A 20,215-nucleotide genomic window follows, 5' to 3' on the forward strand; every position below is an offset into this window, starting at 1 on the left:
ACTCAGATAATTATCAGGTATATCGCCCTGTATGATTGACAGCTCTCCAGGTCCACGTCGAATTCGTTCCCGGCAAAATCAGACGAGATTCAATTTGTGACTTTTGGTTCGCAAAAACGAATCACCAAAGACCCGCAACAACTGCAAAGCCATGCAAGAAAGCAAGTTGACCTAGAACGAATGGCGAAGCGAACAAGCAAGCAAACACTGTTCCCGTGTTCAGCATTGCGATCGAAGTCTTCGCATCGTCATTTTTCGCTCTGTTCTCTATAACCCCTTTTCTTAACTGTTTATAGATCATAAATGCACCAATCGGTAATAAGATAAATGCATATGGGCCGATGTTAGCGCCTTGTCGACCTACATTTTCGAGCACAGTGTCAAACGGAATAAGTATCATTCCTGCGACACCAATAATTGAAGATATAATCGCGGATGCCAGCATGATTCTGGATACAAGGATTCCGTTTCTCTCAGATTCAGGTCCATTTAACTGGAGCTTCTTCTTCGTCGTTGGCGCATCCTCGTCGTTCATTGCTCAGTCATCCTGCTCTATCGTTTGTTCAATTACGAACCTAGCACCGTCGATATTGACGCTAACCATTTTTGTGTCGAAGCCATAGCTCCCCCATATTCGATCAACGAAAGAGGCTCTTCCGAATTCAGAGTGTAGATACCTAAACCCAACACCACAGCTCACAGGCATGTCATAAATCAATAAAAAGTCGAGGCCTTCACGAGAATGGAAGTTACCACACTAACGATTCTTGAAAGACCTCGACTGTGCACCATTCTATCTATTCCCCAGCGGATCTGACGACTTTCACCGGCCTCGACAGTCTAGGACTAACGGCTATCGCTCAACACATAACCTCAGCCAGGGCTGAGATTCTCTGCGAAGTCACCACCCCAAACCCATGGTGCCAATCCTGCGGAGCCCAAGGAATACCACGCGATACCGTCATCAGACGTATCGCGCACGCACCGTTCAGCTGGCGGCCCACCGCCCTAGCTATCCGTCACCGCAGGTACCGGTGCACGCAATGCCACCATGTCTGGCGTGAAGACCTCACCCAAGCTGTATCACCACGACAGAAAATCAGTAAAACTGGTTTGCGTTGGGCGCTCTATGGCCTGGTCAACCAACACCTTTCAATCTCACGGATTGCTGAAGGATTAGGCGTTTCGTGGAATACGGCCAATGACGCGGTGTTGGCCGAGGGTGAACGGTTACTGATCAATGATTCCACCCGCTTTGACGGGGTCAAAGTCCTTGGCGTTGACGAACACGTGTGGCGTCATACCCGCGACGGGGATAAATACGTAACGGTCATCGTGGACCTCACGCCCGTCATGGAAGACACCGGAGCATCCCGTTTATTAGACATGATTCCCGGCCGTTCCAAGGCCGTGTTTAAGACCTGGCTTGCTGAACGCGATGAAGCATGGAAAAACGGTATTGAAGTGGTCGCGATGGATGGTTTCACAGGCTTCAAAACCGCTGCCGCTGAAGAGCTACCTCAAGCCGTGGAAGTTTTGGATCCTTTTCATGTGGTCAAGCTCGGATCTGACGCGTTGGACCAGACAAGGCAGCGGGTTCAACGGGTGCAGCACGGTCATCGAGGGCGCAAAGATGATCCGCTGTATCAGTGCCGGCGGACCCTGACTACCGGGCTGTCATTGGCTACGGAGAAGCAGAAAGCCAAGGTTGAAGCGTTGTTCAAGAAACCTGAGTATGAGCCGGTTGAACTGGTGTGGAGTGTTTATCAGAAGATGGTTGATGCGTACCGGCAATCGAAACCAGAAGTCGGTCGGTGGGCTATGGGGCAGTTGATTGAGGAGATAGGAACGAAGGTGCCCAAGGGTTTGCCGGAGTTGAAGAAGGTCGGTGGAACTCTGCGGCGTAGGAAGAGCGATATTCTGGCGTATTTTGACCATGTTGGCTGTTCGAACGGTCCTACTGAGGCGTTGAATGGGCGGTTGGAGCATTTGCGGGGTATCGCTTTGGGGTTCCGAAATTTGACGCACTATGTCGCACGGTCATTGTTGGAGACCGGTGGATTTAGGAAGGTTTTACACCCTCATTTGTGAAGAGCCCGCAAAGTCCGCTACGCCCGAGGTCGGAGGGGAAAAGTCGTTCGCATTGAGCCATGGTCGATTGTGTTTACGGACCTGGATACCGGCAAGATCCTGGACATCGTGGACGGACGCCGCGGCGCAGCAGTGAAGAAGTGGTTGAAATCCAGGCCAAGGTATTGGCGTCAACGCGTCCAATACGTTGCTATCGACATGTCATCAGAGTTTCGTAAAGCGGTGCGAGAGAATCTGCCGAGGGCGAAGATCAGCGTGGATCATTTCCATGTGATCCAGCGTGCGAATCTGATGATTACTCAGGTGCGCCGACGCAGGTCCCACGAAGTCTTTGACCGTCGCGGCCGGGTGTCTGATCCGGCGTATAAGTATCGGAAATTATTGACCTGCAACCTGGAGAACCTATCCATCAAGCAAGTGGAACGGTTGAAGTTGATCCTGGAATCCGATCCTGAACTGGGTGTGATTTACGGGATTAAAGAACACGTCAGGCAGTTGTTGAATGCCACGGATGTCCATGAGTTCCAGGCCCGGTGGGCGGTGGTGGAGAAATCCGTGAAGGCCACGAAAATGGTGGAAGCGAAGTCCTTATTCCGCACGCTCACGGCTTGGCGAAGGGAACTGTTGGTGTTCGTGCGTACGAGGTTGACCAACGCTAGGAGTGAGGCGGCGAATCTGACGGCGAAGAACCTGAAACGTATTGGTCGAGGGTACCGGAATCATGATCATTACCGGGTGCGGATACTCTTGTATACGGCGGGGCTACGGCCGTGCTGAGCATCCTGCGCCACGCTTAACTTTTAAGAGCCATTAAATTAGTTCGAGCAAATTTTCTCAAAATTATAATTGACGCGAAGAAAGCTTGATCCTTGTCCTCGTCGTATGGAATGGACATATCGTCGACACCTCCCCATCCTGCGCGAACAAGTCCGCCCACCTGCTTCTTTAGGCGCAGAACCTCAAGAGAATCAGATGTACCTTCTATCCCCTTTTTAATGCTTTCAAAGATCTCGACCACTCGGGTTTATTGATCTCAAGTAATACACCAATAACCACCTCGAAGGCTTCATGTGACTTTTTATCTAAGTTCATTCCAAGTTCCAAGGTTCGCTAATTTCGACTAATTTTTTCTGATTGATGCGCCATTCTTTTCGTTCAGGGTGTCCATAAAGTCTAGGGATGTGTACTTGTCCACCGCCGCCTTCAAATAGTTCACCTGTCTTCGCATCCTTCTGTGGCGCCACCAAGCCGGTATATTTTGCGGCTCCCGCCTCCCAGCGACCTTCGAGACCAATATCTAGAGTATTACGGGGCAGTGGCTCTCCGTTGTCACCCGGCCAATGATACGGAACTGCTTTGCTATGACGTATCGTCAGCTCGTCCACCGGGCGGTCATGGGACCAGTACCCGCCGTATCTAAACCCTTTGGAGTCTCCTGCTCGGAACAGGGTCTCGCCCTGTTTCGTGTATCCCGATCGGTATAGCTTGCCCGTGAAATTTCTAGTCACGTCTTTACCTAATCATTTAGGTTTATACGCTGTCATACCACCTGGCAGCGCACCAGCAAGGGTTGTGCCGCCCAGTTCACTCAGACTAAAGTCGCCATCATTCTTAACCAGTTGTTCCACAGTGCTAGATGTTGCACCTTCAGCGGCGCCACTGCCGGCACCGATAGTCGCCCTAGCGCCTAGGTTCAATGTCTTTCCAGCCGTTTTTGTTGCAATGAAAGCCCCGGAGCCGGCACCCCAGCCCACCAGAGAGGGCACCGACAAGAGCGCCCTTTGCTGCCGTCTTCAAGTCAACTGAACCAGTGGTGAGCTCTTGGCTGGCAACGGACATGCCACCAGAAAGCGCCATCAATGCAAAAAGGGTAAAGGAGATGGTGACACCTTTTGCTTGCCACACGCCAACCCACCAGGAATAGAACGAAGCAGCCATTCGCGAGACCTTCGAGGCCAGTGATCGCATCCGCAATCTCCGTTCACTCATAGGTTACGGCTACGGCTAACGCCTCACTGGAAAACAGCACTTCGAACATACAGGCCACCGTGACCAGCCCTAATCAGCCAGCACGGTGATAATACTGCGTGCTTGGCGAAACCCTCTCAATTTTCATCGAATAGTTTCTGGCAAACCATCCAATTTCAAAGATCCACTCACTACCAGGCTCTAAGGAAGCAGCCACAGTTTCCTTGTTATCAAAATCGACGGCCCTACCTTCAAGAATGATCTCTCCGCAGTTCTTAGTTTGAACCTCCACAGAAGCGTTCAAAGCTCCCCGCGCAGGCCTGCGCCACCAACTTTAGGTTCGGCAGAAACCACCTCGCACTTCCATTCCTGGCGATCTACCGTGTTGAGCCAAGGACCCATAATGATCAAACCGACCCAAAGCGCCAAGAACGGTAACACGATCAACGCTACAACCCAGCCTTTTGCCGCCCAAAAGGTGCGCAATCGCGTGCCGGCGGACGCAAACAATTTTAAAGCTCGTGAATAGTTAGACGGCATTGGTTCAGTCTCTTCATTTGTTAGTGGCGACCAATTACGGCTCCGGCGGAGCCATTAGCGAAGCCCTGCAGTGCTGAGTTCATGGCGCCAGTGGCGGAATCTTCTCCACTCATTCTAGTGTTGAGAACCGCTACGCCCGAGGAAGTGAAGCGATCAAATAGTTGTTCCGTGGCAAATCCGCCCCAATTAAACCTCAGCTCGTCTGCCCTATGGGTATTGCTCCGCGTTAGTGGGACCCGCCCCCTGGCAACAACTGATCAGCTCGATGAGTTGGCATTCGAACAACCGGTTTCAAGCTATTAATACGACGGGTAACAGAGTTGCCCATAGCCGAAGAGAATTTACCAATTCCAACTGATCCCCCGGCCCCGAACCCGAAGCCGAGTCCCGCAGAGGCAACGTAATCCCCCAACTGTGTTTTTCGCCGTCAGAAAGTGTGCTCAAGACATTGCTTGTCGCACCACCCCCACCGGCAGAAAGCGCAGAACGTGACGTGCCACTGCTCAACAACCTCTGGCCAACTTTATCCACTATCCGTGTTGACCCATTCCCCACCGCACTAACTGACGCTTTGGCTCCCTTAACCAATCCCCCGGCAAGTCCACCGGCGATGGCACCGCCTGCAGCTCCAATCCCCGCGTCTGCCCAGACTTTGTTACCGTCAATTTTTCCGGTCGTGGCCTGTTGAGAAATAAGCGATGCTCCTCCTGAAGTAAGTGCGCCTGAAGCAGCACCAATTAGCACTACACCGGCTGGTCCGCCAAAACCGGTGAACATGAGGGCCGCACCAGCAACTACCATAGCTGTTCCAGCGATGTAGGGATGCTTCTTGATCCAGTTACCGGTTCCACGCCAGGCATCCCCCAAGAAGCTGTCGCTGATCGCGTTGCCCACAGAAGCCGCACCGGATTTCACCTGGTTCCAGATGTTCTGACTCTGCTTGCCTTCGTTATACGACTTGAGCCCGTCAGCGCTCACCGGTGACAAACCCAGCGGGTCAATCTGATGTACCGGATCATTACCCGCATAAGAATAAGGATTCGAAGCCCAACCAGCCCCAGTCGTCGGCTCCAACGGATCAGTACTCAAGAACCCACGAGTCGACGGGTCATACAAACGAGCACCAAGCCAGTCCAGACCCTGAACATTCACCTGCCCATTACCCGTGAGCTGAACATGCTCCGGCAACCCAGGAATACCAGCGAAACCAGTGCCCATTCCGGCTCCGGATACTGTCGCACGGCCGGGTACGGTTTGCTGCGACCACGGAGTTGCAGGGTGTGAAGGGTGTTCACTGCGCCAGCCAGAAACAGATATCTGTCCGTCAACAATCGTGTTACCTGCCGGAGCGTGAGTCACCGACGACTGACCCACCGCAAGAAGCTGAGGGGTCGCTGTAGTGGTGTCCCACCACAAATCAGTACCATCAATTTGGGCGAGGTCACCCAGCGCATCAACCCACAACTCCTGCTTTGTGGTCTCTCCTGTACGTGCACCCGTCGCAGGATTCAAAGCTGTCGTGGTGATGTTTGCTAGTCGACCTGTTTCAGCCCACTCAAAGACGCGTTCCATCGAGTCAGAACGTTCGCTGATGCGACGGCCCAAGCCGTCGTAAACGTAGACGGCAGTTTCTTCAGATCCGTCAGCACTGGTTGTGGTCCGTGAGAGTAACTGGCTTGCAGCATCATAAACATACTCAGTAGTGGTACCGCCGTCAGTCTCACGGATCAATCGTCCGGCAGTGTCATACACCCACTCAGAACTCACCAAAGTTCCAGGCCCGCCGGCCACAGAATCCGTGACTACAACGGCTTCCTCTGAAAACTGCACCCCCTCGGAACCCGACAACGAATACGCACCAACCAGCTGATGCGCCCCATCAAAGGCGTAGCGCGCCTCGACGCCATCAGAACTTTGAACACCAGCGATACGTCCCAAATCATCACGAGAAATATTGGTGACTAGTGGATCCTGGCCATCGCCAGAGACCTCATGGCGGCTAATAGCACCGTAGGCGTACTCCCACGACTGAGTCACCGAGGGATGCGAAGCATCCTTCGGTTGTGCAGTAGCTGAAGTCAGCTCCCCTCGTGGTTATAGGTGTAAACAATCTGACCGAAGACCGGATGTTCCACCAACGTCACGCGACCAACAATGTCATGACCATACGAGATACTCATGCCGGTCGGGTCAGTGACCGAAACGATCCGACCCTCATTGTCATAAACCCACGATGGGCCCTGACCGTCACGGGTATGTGAGAGAAGATTCCCTACACCGTCATAACGCAACACATGCTCAACAGGGAGCTTTTCGTCTTTGGTGTGATCAGTGATGGTGACGCAACGGCGGGAAGCATCACGCGCGTACTCAGCCAAAACACGAGTTGGGGTGCCTACTGTTTTCAGGTTGCCTGCGTTGTCGTACGTCCAGCGCAGCTCTTGCTCAACACCAGTTTCATCACCGGTGCGCTGCCAGATCAAACGACCAGCAGCATCATAACCGGCAGAGGTTTTGCGTCCTAGCGGATCAACCTGCGCGACCAGGCGTCCTGCAGCATCGTATTCTCGCGTGGCTATGTTACCCAGAGGGTCAATGGTTTTCACCAAGTTACCCGTCACGTCATACTCGTACTGCGTGACTCCACCAACACCATTAGCGACGGCCGTGAGCTGACCGGCAGCATCATATTGGAAACGTCGTGTACCGTGCAGCGGATCTTGCAACGCGGTGATACGACCGCAAGCGTCGTACTGGAAGCGCGCAGCACCCTGAGCAATCACGCGGCCTAGCCTGTCGTAATGGGTGCGTTCGCTCAGCCAACCATCTACAGCTTGCGGATCTTCACTACTGAAGTGACGGGCGATGACTAGAGAATTCTCGTTGTACTCCAAACGGACTTGAGCCCCGGAAGGATCAGTCATGAGGCTTGGACGTCCGGCAGCATCATGCTCATACCGGGACACTGCACCACTCGGAGAGGTCTCTTCAATCATGCGGCCAGCTAGGTCATAAGTGAACTTGGTCAGGTGTCCTTCACCGTCCAAGAATTCAACAACACGGCCAGCTAGGTCATAGACCATAACTTCTGCTGAACCATCGCTAGCAACGGACTTGACGGGACGTCCGTACTCGTCAAATTTGATGGTTTCTTTGCTGAACGCATCCGAAACAGTCAGCGTCTTAGACTTCTGATCATTGGAGGCTGATTCCCGCACACCGGTCGGATCTACGGTGGCCGTCAAATCCCCATTCACGCCGTACTCGTTACGCCACAATCCACCGAGCGGATCAGTGACTGAAGTTAACTGTGAGAGTAGGTCATGTTCGAAAGACCACTGTGCGCCGTTGGCGAGAGTAATCGCTTCTACATGTCCGAGATCATCGTAGGACTGCTTGGTGGCACGGCCCAGTGGATCAATCGTGGACACCAAATGGCCATGGACAGGATCGTATTCGTAGGCTGTTCGGCCACCGGTCGGATCAATGCTGGCACTGATCCGGGCATTGGTGCCGTATTCGTAGTGCCAGGTTCCGCCTTCTGCATCGGTGAGGCGAATCAGGTTGCCCACAGCGTTGTAATCAAACGAGGTCACGGCCCCTGACGGGCTGATGGCACGAATGAGTCGTCCCGCGCCATCACGTTCAAAGGTGGCAGTGTTGCCGTACGCGTTGGTAACCGTGGCCAGGTCCCCAAACTCGTCATAACCCAAAGTGACGATAACACCTGTTGGGTCAACAACTCGGGTGAGCTTACCGTGGTCCCAGGTCATCTGGGAGCGTCCGCCCATGGGATCAACGATGACCGACGGGTTACGAGTCGGCCCGAAAGCAGAACCACTTTCAGCATCAGATTCAAAGTTCTGATCATCGTATTCAAACGCAGTGGTGCCCCCATTGCCAGCCACCACAGCGGTAATACGGTCAAAGTCATCGTAACCGTAGGTTAGTTCTGCACCCTCACGAGTTTTGGTGCGGATTCGGCGTCCACGGTCATCGTACAGATGACGGGTCACGCCACCGTCACGCTCAATAGAATTGAGCAAGTTGCCGTGATGGTCATATGCCATGCGTTGCTCTTGATCATTGCCATCGGTAATGCTGATCAATCGGCCTTGCTGATCTGAAACATAGGTGTTCGAACGTGAACCGTCCACGTCAGAGACGCTAGTGACCAGCCCCGGGAGGTACACGAAACGTGTGGTGCGACCAAACTCAGAGACCTGAGTGGTGACACGGTTTTTCTCGTCATAGGTGTTCTCTGCTTCAACAACGCCATGGGCATCAATGACCTTGTAAATTAGGCCAGCAGTATTCCACTCATAGCGCCGAGTACCAGCACCGGTAGCGGTCACAGCGGTGAGCTGGCCGGAGGTGTTGTATTCATAGGAAGAGGTGCGTCCGTCACTGGACACCACTCTGGCAACACGTTGCTCGGGCGCCTGCGGATCCTTGGACGCTACGCGCTCGATGCTGATCCAGCGACCAAATTCATGAACAAGACGGGATACGCGAGCGTTCTCATCGCGTTCCACGTCGATACGAGTACCTTCACCCTGGGTGCTATATAGCCAAAGTCCAGCGGTGTTGAATGCCCACTGTGCTGCCTCATTGGTGGAAACAATAAGACGTTCCGCGCCGTTGATGGTGTGCTTGGCTAGCCAGTAGCTGGCAGCGTTGGCGCGGCCCCAGCCTTCACCTTGGCGAGGGAAGAACAATTCGCGCCCGTCAGACATGACACAGGTAGCACCCTCGGAGTTCAGTACCAGCCGGACGTCCAGGACGCTGTCCCAACCTGGCCCAAACGAACCATTGGTTTCCGAGATGCTGTTGTACATGCGTTCAATACGCAGCGCCTGGGCAGCCCCAACAAAGCTAAATCGAGCTCTGGCTCGATGAAGTTACCGTTGGCGGTATTGATTGGGTCTGAAGCATAACCCGTTGTGGTCTCGCCACCCTTAACTTGGGCGGCTGGAATTTTAAGGTCAGTGCGGCTGGCATTAACCCCGGCGTTCTTCAACGCGGCGAAGAGCGAAGCGTTAGAAACGGTGGCAACGCTACCTTCGCCGCCAGCTGCCTCGAAAGCATCGGCCACGGTACGTGCCCAGGTAACGTCGTTCTTATTTGCAGTCATCCAGTCATTGAAGGCGGTGATGACTCCGTCGGCATTCAGGGAGCCGAACTGGCATTGGCTGGCGAAGTTGGAAAGCTGTGAGCTCAGTGTTCCAGGAAGGCCGGACAACTCTTCGTTGAGGCCTGCCGAACCATTAGCGTAGGAACGAAGGTTTTCTGGGTTGCCGGAGGAAACACCATTGGAGGCGGTGGCAAGTTCCAGCGGACTCTGACGTGCCATGCCCTTTGATTCGATGGGTTTCGGTGGCGTCACCGGGCTTGATTCAGGCCCTGTCGGGGCGGGCCCCTCGAGGTGGAAGAACTCTTCAACTTTGCCTTGCCACGAATCTTTGTGTTCGTAGTATTCACGAGCGACTTGTCGTCGCTCGTTTTCTTCCTTCGCTTGGCTCGCCAGATGTTCGGCCGCTTCGGCCACCTGATCAAGTTGCGTAGCAAGCTCAGTACCGTCAGCTGATGCCGTTTCCGCATTAAAGGTGAAGCCATCGGCGAAGCCGCCTTTGAAATCCTGGCTACCCGTGGAGACGAAGGACTGCCTACCGGACTGCTGATCCCTCACACTTTGTGCCGCTGAACGGAATTTACCCGCAACTGTTTCAGCAGTACCGAAATTAAAGGTGAGATTTTCAGCTGCGTGCATCGTAGTACTCCTTGAAATCAGCTGCTGCGAACTATCGCGTCACAAGATGAGGTGGCTAAGCGTAACGAAGCCACCGGCGGCCTTAGTTACCAGCCGGTGGCTTCGATGCCGACGAAAGAAATTACTGGTTTCCACCAGCGGAGAAGATATCGTCCGAGATCTTGCCAAGCTGCAGGTTCAGCTCTTCAAGCTCAGCACGAGCCTTGTCCAAGGCGACCTTGGTTTCTGGCCAAGTGTCGGCACGGAACTGGGAAGCGAGATTGCCATCCCAGACGTTGGGATCAGAGAGGATACGGCCCTGTGAGTCCAAAGCATCGATCTGATCGGTAAAACCACCGGTGATGATGTTCTGCAACGCCGTGATGGCAGTTTTGGCCTGTTCGGTTGATAGAACGCGGGACATGAAATTCAGCTCCTAACAAGTTTCAATAACTAGGTTTCGGAAGGTCATGCCTAGTTAACACTGTGTTCATCTAGGCGTGGCAATCCGTGTTTATTCAACCAACTGGTCGACTGATTACAATCTAGCGCAGCATAACTAGTCACGCAATTCATCCAACACCTTGAGTTGCGTCGCTTTTTCGCCTCACAAGTGACACCCTCTAGTGTTTACGTGCGATACAGGGGATTTCGCGCACGTAACTTACGGGTAATCTTTTGTCGACGTGCGACTTACTTGAAGCTACAAGTTAACTCTTTCCTGTGGATGAACAAAGCGAAATTCGGTCGACAGCGTTGGTTCAATTAGACTGACTCTGGTTTATCTATCGGGAGAAGAATGAAGCGTCAGCTATTACTTGGTTCGGCAACCCTTGCAGCTATTGGGCTCGTCGCGGGGTGCACTCAAGCGCCTCCAAAGGTCAAAGACCCTGTGAACATTTCCCAAGGTGTGCAGGTATCCCTAGCACCCGACGCGTCAATTACTCAGATCGTGAGCGACTCTGTCTCTGTAGGCCAAGACGGGCAGATGTCTAGCGACCACAAAGTGATGGGCTCTGATCTCGTTGATGATCTACCTATCCGCGTCAGCACGACCTACCGCGCAGAAGACGGATCCACGGGTACAAATCTCGAAGACCTTGCAGGTTATACGGGCAAAGTTGAAATTGGGTTGAACGTTCAGAACCTTACTGTTAAGTCCCAAGACGTTTCCTATGACGTAGCCGGCCAGTCAAAAACCGATCCAGCGCTGGTTGGTGCCCCGTTAACGGTGATGGCTTCCGCAGAGCTCCCTGGAGTTCGCGTTGATCAGTTGAACCCCTCCGATAGCAACGGCAAATCAGGAACAAACGGAATCATCTCCACGTCAACGGGTGATGAGTCTTCAGCCAGCAAAGATGGAAGTGGCCCGTCCGCCACTACCGTAGTTCAATGGGCAACTCTCTTGGCTCCCCCGGTATCGCCAGCTCAGACGACCTTGCGCCTTTCAGCCGACGTTGAAAACTTTGACGTGCCAAGTTTTGATATCGCAGTTCAACCAGGCCTGAATACTGATCCATCCTCGGCTGGTGTGCTGACCGCTGGCGCACAGAGCAACAGTTCAGACGAACTTGAAATGCAGAAGCGCACCATTGACGTCGTTATGTCCGTCAACGATGTGTTGGCACGGGCAGGCAAGACCATGACCGACGTCCGAGAAAATCTAGATACCACTTCAGGCACTCTCGGCGTTGACGCAGCGGAGAGCCTAAAAACTAACAGTGAATCACTGACAAAGACCATGGAGGGTGTTCACAAGCAGGTCGAGCAGCTTAGCGTTGACCTCGCCGCCAATACTGAGACAACCAGCAAGGAAACGAACGAGCAACTCTCGGAAGTTGTTTCCGCCATGGACTCCATGTTGGGCGACACCTCAGCAGCGCCAGCTTCCGCCCAGTTGGAAGGTGACAGCTGCGGTGCCAATGTACAAAGCAATGGCCGAAACTACAGTGCCTACTCCAGCTTGAGCCAAATCTCTTCTCAGCTCAACGGATACGCAAAGGCGACCTCTGGCTGCCGTGATTCCCTATCGCAGGCTTTGGCGGACTCCATTGGCCCAGCTGAACCAACGGCGGAGAACTGCGATGACCCATCGATGACCTGCGCGTTCCGCGAATCTTCGATGAAGATTACCGAAGAACTAATTGGCTTGGTTGTCAACGGGGAAAAACTGATTGCTGATCTACAGCCCGAACTTATCGGCAACACCATGAGCCTTCATAAGGACTTGGTTAAGTCTCTAGAGGAATCTCAGAAGGACCTCGACAGCTTGCACGGGCAGGCCGGTGGAAATATCAAAGCTGAAGATCTCGAAAAGTTGAAAGAGTCAGTCGACACTTCGCGGGAACAGCTTTCACAGATGACCGCCTCCCTAGATTCGCTGCACGCGCTTGCTGAGAAGAACATTGAACGTATCGGCGAAGCTAAAAAACCTCCTCCATGCAAGGACAGAACCAGGAACTGATTGACGAGATCTGTTCATTGGTGGAGCAGTCCGACGAAGAACACGGGATCTCTCCAGAAGAGGCAAAGAAACTTCTCGATCACCTCACGGACAATGCCGACTGCTTGGATGATCTACCAGTCATTCCGAGCGCTACCGCAAGTCCTTCTGAGTCGCAGGTGCCTGAGCACTCCGAAGAACCTACCCCTTCAGAAGACGTAGACCCCACGCCTTTGACCCCGACACAGGTTCCGTTGGACAGCGAAAGCCCAACTCCTTCGGAAAGCCCTGCTCCAAGCGATAAGGCGAAACCAAGCAAGACTCCATCCGAGAGCCCGGCGCCTAGCTCAAGCTCCAGCCCTTCAGCATCGGCAACACCTTCTGAAAAGAAGATCGACATTGCTGAGCCTGCGGCCTTTGTGAGGTCAAAGCCTTCACAGTCGCCAGAGGCCTCGGAATCCGCCCTCCCAACGGCAAACATCCCCGAAGATGAACCGAATCCCCCGAAGCCTTTTGAATCGCCGGAGCCTTCTGACTCAGCCCTTCCAACCGCAAACATTCCAGAAGATGAACCCACTCCATCGGGGACACCGGACGATGAACAGCCACCAGTCGGACAGATTCCTGAAGACGATCAGGATGAGGACTTAAACGCACCCATGGATGTTCAGCTCAGCGATCAGGCTGAGGACTGGGCTGTCGTTTTGGATGCCTCCGATACCTCAAAGAAGAATGATGGTGCCGGAGAAGAACTCAAGGATCTTTCCAAGCAACTTGAACAGCTCAGCGGACAGCTTGATGCGTTAACTAAGCAGGATGACTCAGATTCATCTTCTGCCAAAAATGCACTGGCTGACTTGGATGAGGAGTTCGCAAAAACGCTGGAAACGAATGCCAATCTTGGAGACAGCCTGTCGCAGCTAGAGCTACAACAGAAAGCTCTCGAGTCGCAGATCCGTGATGCCTTCTCCCAAGCTGCAGTTGATTCTTCGAAGAGTGCATCCCAACTCATCAATGTTCAAGTGCGCGTCGTTTCTAATCAGGGAAACCTGAGCCGCGAAGAGGTCATCAATGCCTTTGACCACTCTGTCGCAGGACTCTTGGCGACATCTAACAATGTTGAAAATGACGCAAAGAAAAACCTTGAGCAGCAGCATGCAGATCTGCAGAAGCAAGCAGACGCCTTAGGCCGCGGCATGGATGACCAAACCGCTGGGGCACTAGAAGCAATTGCCCAGTCGTCCGGGCAGTCAGCCAGGGACATGAATGGTGCCAAGGCAATGCTCACTGCTTCCTTGAATAAGGTGATCCTGGATCTGGGTAACCGCAAGGTGAATGGCTCTGGTCTGCTGGGTTCATTGAGCACCAGCGCTGCATTGTCTGAAACTGCTGACTATCAGCTCGCATTGGCAAGCAAGACTGCTGAGGAATATGCGAACCTGCGAGAAGAGGATGTTTCCTCAATCCTGCATCGCCAAGCTCAGGTGAAAGCTTCAATGCAAGCCAGCAGCGAACTGCCCGCATTTGGCATTGAAGTTCCGCAGGGAGCCCAAAGCAATACCCTGTACTCGTTCCGCTTGGAAGGTAATTCCTAATGGAAGAAGAGAACAAGAAGTCCAACGCTCAAAAGTCGCCCAAGACTAAAATCATCCTTGTTGCGGCATTCCTCGTTGTCATCGGCCTGGTTGTTGCCGGTAGTGCACTTTTCCGTCCAGCGCAGAAGAAGGAACCGATCGCGGACGCGCCTGTCACGATGGCGTTAGAGGCATCAAGAGTTCCGAAAGATTCGACCATCGGAATTGTCGTCACCTATGGTGATGCCGAAGGCTCTGAATGGAAAGATGCAGCCAACGGTGCACTGGTAGCGGCGAAGCGTTTTGAACTGGGTGGAACCAATATCGCAGTTGAAACTCGCGATGACCGTGGCACCGTGGACGGAGCACGAGCCGCGGTAGAAGACCTGAAAAAATCAAATGTCTCAGGTATCGTAATTGCTTCGTCAGGCGACCACGTTTCCGGAGCACTAGACGAAGCCCAAAAATCTGGACTTCCAGTTATTCTCCCTTATTACAACGGTCCGCTAGCTCAGTACTCAGACATGTACCGCACTGGCGCAAGTAATAAGGATGTAGCTTCCACACTGAACAAGATTGTTCAGCCAGCAACTAATCCAATTCTGCTCAATGCTGGTGGAGAACCGTTAGAGGGTCTGACCGCTGGAGCCGTGCGTGAAGTTGGTGCCTCCGAAGATCTAAGTACCGTGGCCAAGTCGATCCAGTCTCTGGCTTCAACTGACCGTGAATTCCCCATTGATGCGGTAGTTGTTAGTGGCACTGCACAGCGCCAAGCTCAGTTAGTCGCCCAGCTGCAGAAAGCAAAAATCGGCTTGCCTATTGCGTTAACTCCGCAAGCAACTAGCCCTGTCTTTGCCAAGACAATGATTGCTGAAAACGCCAGCTTGTCCAACGAACTTGCCAGTGCAGGAAGCCAAAGCTTTGACGACGCTGCGTTGAGTAAAGGAGCGTCGGGCCAGGCGATGAACAGCTATCTAACAGTGGTGCAGCAGATGGCTACCGACGAAGATACTTTGAGTTTGGCCGCTGACCGCCCCTTCGGTGAAGTTGCACCGCTAGCTGATTCACGAGCTCATGATGCAGTAGTCGCGATGGTCCGGGCCATTGATGACGCTCGAAACACACAACCGCAAAAGGTCGCCAAAAACCTGCACGGACTTTCACTTGGAGTCGACGACGGGCTGACTCAGGATGCCTTGAAATTCGACTCGGAAGAAGCTTTCGCAGGCCAGACAAAAGAGCTACGCCTAACCAACCAAGACTTAGGTTTGCGCTCTATGAACACCAAGGACGGATCCGCCAACCAGTGGTTCGCTGTCACCGCGCCGCAGTAGGATTCCCGTTCGTTCACAGCGCGCTGCTGACTTTGAGCTGATGACCGTTGCAGTCCACTTTTGAAGAAGGGCTTGATTCATATGCGTATCGCGTTCGACCTTGACGGTCAGCGAATGATCCGTGACATTCACGGAGCCGACGATTCCACGACTTTGAGCGACCTGTTGTCCAAAGTCGGACAGGAGAGCGCTTCGGATCGGGATGTCTATGTGGATGATGTTCGCACCGAAACAAGCACCCTACTTAGTGACCTGACGTTGCTTGAGGGCAGCATCATTAGCTATCAGCCCAGCAGTGTTGAACAGAGTTTCTCCGGCTGGATTGCTGCCATCGCTGGCGGATTGAATACCGGAGCATTGATTAGCCTTCCGGAACATCGGCGCTTGCTTCTGGGCCGTTCGCCTCACGCCGATATTCAGCTTGATACCGAAAGCGCGTCATGGGAACATGCTTCCTTTGAAGTTGAAGAACAGTCGGATTCTGGATTAGCGGTGCGAATCCGCGACTCAAAATCTACCAACGGAACCTTCGTTAATGGGGAACAAGTCCCTGCAGACGATGAAGGAATATTGATCTCACAAACCGCCACGGTCACCCTTGGCGGGGTCAGCATCCTACTTCGCCCAGATTTTGCGGAGCAAAAGGCTCCTAAGCCTGGTTCCCTTCACAACCTCACTTCCGCTCAGACTGCGCCCTTTAACCGTCCACCACGGCCAGGTACTTTTGCAGACCATCCGCCACTGACACCTCCAGAGCGCAAGGTGGTTGCTCCGGCATCAAAGTTCAGTTACATCACCGTCATTGCGCCATTGTTGATGGCCGGTGCGATGGTCATGATGATGGGCAACGCACGGTACGCCATGTTCGCGTTGTTGAGCCCGGTAATGGCCATAGGTATGTGGTTCGAGCAAAAGCGCCGCCACAAGAAAAACCTCGCCGAAGAAGAATCCCGCTTCAGCCAGGCCTTGGACGAGTTCAAGGAACAGATGGCTGAAGCTTCTAAAGATGAGGCCGAACGCATCCGCGAATGGGTGCCGGATACCTCCGTCGTTCTGCGTACCGGCCGGTTCCCAACTACTCGCCTGTGGCAACGCCGTGCCCAAGATGATGATGTACTGACGCTGAACGCCGGCACCGGCCAGAGCAACTGGAAACCCGAACTGGCTCCGGGAACCAATGTGTCTCGTATGGATAAGGACATCCGAGACACCTATGAGGCCAACAAACTTCTGGCAGCACCGGTAATCGCCGACCTCTCAAACGCCGGCGTCGTGGGTATCGTTGGCGAACGCGAAGGAGCGCTTGCCCTAGCGCGTAGCCTCGTGATCCAAGCTGCAACCCATGTGGGCCCCGCCGATCTTCGGATTGCTGTCTTCTGCGACCGCGGTCGCGCAGATGGTTGGGGTTTTGCCTCGTGGCTGCCTCATACTCGCCGGCATGGCAGTAGCGAGCATGAGCAATGGCTATCGGATCAAAGTGAACGAAGCAAAGCGCTACTCAAAGATCTGCGAGAAGCCACAGATGCCCAAGTCCCCGGTTTAACCCTCATGGTGGTGGACTCCGAAGTATTAACCGAAGGTCGTGACGCACCGGCGCGATCCCTACTTGCGCACGGGCGGTCCTTTGAAACTGGCTACAAAGCTCCCGGATCTAGGAAGCATCAGATTTCCGGCATTGTCATTGCCACCGATGAGCACTACCTGCCCGCTGCTTGTAATACCGTCATTCACGTACGAGAAGACGCAGAAGCTACCGTGGACCAACGACATGTGCAGCAGTCCGTTGAGCACGTCACCATCAGTGGTTTGAGTGAAATATCTGCTGAAATTGCAGCTCAATCTCTGGCTCGCTTTGATGACCCGGAACTTGTTGTGCCCGGCGCTGGTTTGCCTTCCCTCTCCAAACTTCCTGACTTATTGGGCCTGCAGAAGATCAGCGGGAGCCAGATTAAACAGCTCTGGGCAACGTCTAAAGGCTTTGAAACGCCTATCGGCATCAGCGAAGCAGGCGTCATGTCGCTGGACCTGGTCAAAGACGGTCCGCATGGACTGGTAGGTGGCACCACCGGTTCAGGCAAGAGTGAGTTCCTGCGTTCAATGGTCGCTGGCCTAGCCGCGCGTAACGCTCCCGACAAGCTCAACTTCATCCTGGTGGACTTCAAGGGCGGCGCAGCCTTCGCTGCATGTGAAGCCCTCCCCCACACCATCGGAACTATCTCCAACCTCGATGAGCAGCTAGCTACCCGCGCGCTGGAATCGTTGGAGGCCGAAATGGAGCGCCGCCAGCGAAAGTTCGCTGCCGCTGGCGAGGACATCGACAACCTTGATGCCTATCTCAAAACCAATCCTGCTGAGCCAATGCCTCGACTACTGCTGGTGGTCGATGAATTTGCAATGCTTGCCAAAGAATTCCCTGAAGTGCTCAAGTCGCTTGTTTCGGTGGGTGCCGTGGGACGAACCCTTGGCGTGCACATGATCTTGGCAACTCAGCGTCCGGCTGGTGTAGTGACCGAAGATATTCTTGCAAACACCAACTTGCGTGTTGCGTTGCGCGTACAGTCCCGCGAAGATTCCAACAACGTTATTGGCGTGCCAGTTGCGGCCAGCATCAGCCGAAAGCAGATGGGTCGAAGCTACGTAAAGTTGGGGCAGGACGATATCTCAGCAGTACAGACTGCGTTGGTCACCGGCCGTGCCGTCATCAGTAGCGGACCGACCTTGCACGTGTTGGAACCAGGAAACTTTGGTGCAGCTGGAACCAAACCGCTGAACACCAACACCGTACTCAGCCAGGACAGTGACCTCGACTTGCTCATTGAAGCAATCAATGAAGCCAATGACGACCTCGCGATAAAAAAACCGCGTTTTGTTTGGCCAGAGGCGCTTGGTCAAAAGGCCGAGCTTCAAGGATTTGAAACTCTGCCCGGGACCAACCCCGAGGCCATCCACACCGCTGGCGGGTTTAATAACAACGTCCTGAAAATCGCCGTACGCGATGAACCAAAGCTGCAACGTCAGATTTCAACTGGTTGGAATCTGAAAGAAGGTAACCTGCTGCTCGTTGGCATCCCAGGCTCAGGCACCAGCACCACGTTATGCTCTTTAGCTCTGAACGCCGCATTGAACACGGACCCCGACGATCTAGATCTAATGGTGTTGGATTTGGGAGCAGGATCGCTTCGCCCCCTCTCGCGCCTACCCCACACCCTTGCCTACGTAGGGACTGATCAAGGGAGCAAAGAACGTCAAGCACGCTTCCTGCGCCACCTGGGCAATGAGCTCTCTGCCCGTAAAGCTGATCCGCACCGACGGAAGAAGACCATCATCTTGGTCGACGGATTTGTTGCCCTTCGCGAAGAGTTCGACGCGTACGGATCAGCTGGTTCCTTGATGGAACAGTTCATGCGGGCCTACGCCGAGGGCCCTGCCCTCGGCTTGCACTTCGCGGTGACTAGTTCGATCAATACCAGAATCCCAACTGCCATGAATGCTATTACCACTCAAAAATGGGTATTCAAGCTCTCGGATCATCATGAATACAGCGCGTTAGGTATCAAGCGAGGAAATATCCCTGCGCCCGTACCTGGGCGTTGCGTCAGCATTAATGAATTACAGCAAATGCATATTGCCACTGTCGGTTCAGATATTTCCGAAGCAGTCGCTTTTGTCGATTCGCATTGGGGCAACCGTGGACCAAGGCCAGCATTGATCCGTAATCTACCGGGTGAACTCTCCTCGACGGAGCTGAACGCAATTCCGGTGCTTGATGACGAGTCTTGGAAGATTCCGGTGGGCATTCGTGAAAGTGACTTGTCTCCAGCGTTCCTAGAGATATACCCGCAGGAGCACGTGTTGATCGCCGGTCCCGCACGCTCGGGCAAGTCAACGTTGATGATTGCTCTGTCACAGATGCTGCAACAAACGCGGGTCGAAGGTGCACCAGCTCCCACTGTCTGGGCTATCTGCGACAAGCGCTCCCCGCTCAGTGATGCTGGACTTGAAAGAGTCTGCGCACCCGGTGCCGATATCAGTGGCCTTATCAACGATTTGATGTTCCGCGAGGGGCCTCGATTCTTGCTGCTTGACGATGTTGAAAAGCTAGATGATCAGGGGTCTGCGATAGAGAACTTGCTCAAGAGCGGCCCAGAAGGAGTCTGCATTATTGGCGCTGGTCGTAGCGCAGAACTGAGGAGCCTCTATAGCTGGCAGAAGGTTCTCAGAAGCTATGGCACCGGTGTTCTCCTGCAGCCTGATCCGTACAAGGACCAATCAATTTTCGGCATCGATATGCCGGGTAAAACACCTGTGGCGCTGACGCCGGGTCGTGGATATATGCATACCGGAGGACACATCACTCTAGTGCAAACCGTCAGCCCTGCCGATCTCAAAACCGATGCCTGAGGACGGATAACAGCGGCAGCCAACAGACGGAGAACGAAGCAACGAACCAACCCCTGTAACTTCATCAGTTTGAAAATTCAGTAATAAGCGTGGTTAGGGTGGATAAGTCTACGAA

General features: G+C 53.7%; 13 protein-coding genes and 1 pseudogene. 7 read left to right on the top strand and 7 right to left on the bottom strand.

What is annotated here, in order from left to right; translation table 11 throughout:
- Positions 1–121 precede the first annotated feature (121 nt).
- On the bottom strand, positions 122–535 hold the full coding sequence (locus N6V40_RS01480; protein WP_131090624.1) for a hypothetical protein: 414 nt from the start codon (positions 533–535) through the stop codon (positions 122–124).
- A 248-nt stretch (positions 536–783) separates the two neighbouring features.
- Between N6V40_RS01480 and N6V40_RS01485 the strand changes: the two genes are divergently transcribed.
- Both N6V40_RS01485 and N6V40_RS01490 read left to right on the top strand, forming a co-directional pair.
- Positions 784–2,091, top strand: a complete 1,308-nt coding sequence (locus tag N6V40_RS01485; protein ID WP_262198660.1) for an ISL3 family transposase — start codon at positions 784–786, stop codon at positions 2,089–2,091.
- Positions 2,092–2,868, top strand: a pseudogene (locus N6V40_RS01490) (ISL3 family transposase); the annotation flags it as partial.
- Between the two features lie 311 nt (positions 2,869–3,179).
- Here N6V40_RS01490 and N6V40_RS01495 read toward each other — a convergent pair.
- A complete protein-coding gene (locus N6V40_RS01495; RefSeq protein ID WP_131090627.1) occupies positions 3,180–3,476 on the bottom strand; it encodes a hypothetical protein in 297 nt (98 codons plus the stop codon).
- Between the two features lie 295 nt (positions 3,477–3,771).
- On the bottom strand, positions 3,772–4,029 hold the full coding sequence (locus tag N6V40_RS01500; RefSeq protein ID WP_131090628.1) for a hypothetical protein: 258 nt from the start codon (positions 4,027–4,029) through the stop codon (positions 3,772–3,774).
- A 433-nt stretch (positions 4,030–4,462) separates the two neighbouring features.
- Here N6V40_RS01500 and N6V40_RS01505 point away from each other — a divergent pair, with 433 nt between their 5' ends.
- Positions 4,463–4,588, top strand: a complete 126-nt coding sequence (locus N6V40_RS01505) for a hypothetical protein (protein ID WP_262198663.1) — start codon at positions 4,463–4,465, stop codon at positions 4,586–4,588.
- A gap of 302 nt (positions 4,589–4,890) precedes the next feature.
- On the opposite strand, the gene N6V40_RS01510 is transcribed toward N6V40_RS01505, so the two are convergent.
- The 4 genes from N6V40_RS01510 to N6V40_RS01525 all read right to left on the bottom strand — a co-directional run bounded on the left by N6V40_RS01510 (position 4,891) and on the right by N6V40_RS01525 (position 10,772).
- Positions 4,891–6,636 carry an RHS repeat protein gene (locus N6V40_RS01510; RefSeq protein WP_262198666.1) on the bottom strand — a complete coding sequence of 582 codons (1,746 nt, stop codon included), beginning with the start codon at positions 6,634–6,636 and terminating at the stop codon, positions 4,891–4,893.
- A 41-nt stretch (positions 6,637–6,677) separates the two neighbouring features.
- Positions 6,678–9,437: a DUF6531 domain-containing protein gene (locus tag N6V40_RS01515; protein ID WP_262198669.1), complete on the bottom strand. Its 2,760-nt coding sequence runs from the start codon at positions 9,435–9,437 to the stop codon at positions 6,678–6,680.
- Positions 9,359–10,369, bottom strand: coding sequence for a hypothetical protein (locus N6V40_RS01520; protein ID WP_262198672.1), 1,011 nt, complete (start codon positions 10,367–10,369; stop codon positions 9,359–9,361). The genes N6V40_RS01515 and N6V40_RS01520 overlap by 79 nt, the downstream gene beginning before the upstream one ends.
- 121 nt (positions 10,370–10,490) lie before the next feature.
- On the bottom strand, positions 10,491–10,772 hold the full coding sequence (locus N6V40_RS01525; RefSeq protein WP_131090631.1) for a pyrophosphorylase: 282 nt from the start codon (positions 10,770–10,772) through the stop codon (positions 10,491–10,493).
- Positions 10,773–11,147: 375 nt separating this feature from the next.
- Between N6V40_RS01525 and N6V40_RS01530 the strand changes: the two genes are divergently transcribed.
- The 4 genes from N6V40_RS01530 (at position 11,148) to N6V40_RS01545 (ending at position 20,100) form a co-directional block, all read left to right on the top strand.
- A complete protein-coding gene (locus N6V40_RS01530; protein ID WP_262198676.1) occupies positions 11,148–12,812 on the top strand; it encodes a hypothetical protein in 1,665 nt (554 codons plus the stop codon).
- Positions 12,788–14,386 (top strand): hypothetical protein, encoded by a 1,599-nt coding sequence (locus N6V40_RS01535; protein ID WP_262198678.1) that lies wholly within the window; start codon positions 12,788–12,790, stop codon positions 14,384–14,386. Before N6V40_RS01530 ends, N6V40_RS01535 begins: the two co-directional genes overlap by 25 nt.
- A complete protein-coding gene (locus tag N6V40_RS01540; protein WP_131090633.1) occupies positions 14,386–15,699 on the top strand; it encodes a type 1 periplasmic-binding domain-containing protein in 1,314 nt (437 codons plus the stop codon). Before N6V40_RS01535 ends, N6V40_RS01540 begins: the two co-directional genes overlap by 1 nt.
- Positions 15,700–15,780: 81 nt before the next feature.
- Positions 15,781–20,100 (top strand): type VII secretion EssC family protein, encoded by a 4,320-nt coding sequence (locus tag N6V40_RS01545; protein WP_262198682.1) that lies wholly within the window; start codon positions 15,781–15,783, stop codon positions 20,098–20,100.
- Positions 20,101–20,215 lie beyond the last annotated feature (115 nt).

Source organism: Glutamicibacter sp. M10 (assembly GCF_025452055.1).
Lineage (GTDB): Bacteria > Actinomycetota > Actinomycetes > Actinomycetales > Micrococcaceae > Glutamicibacter.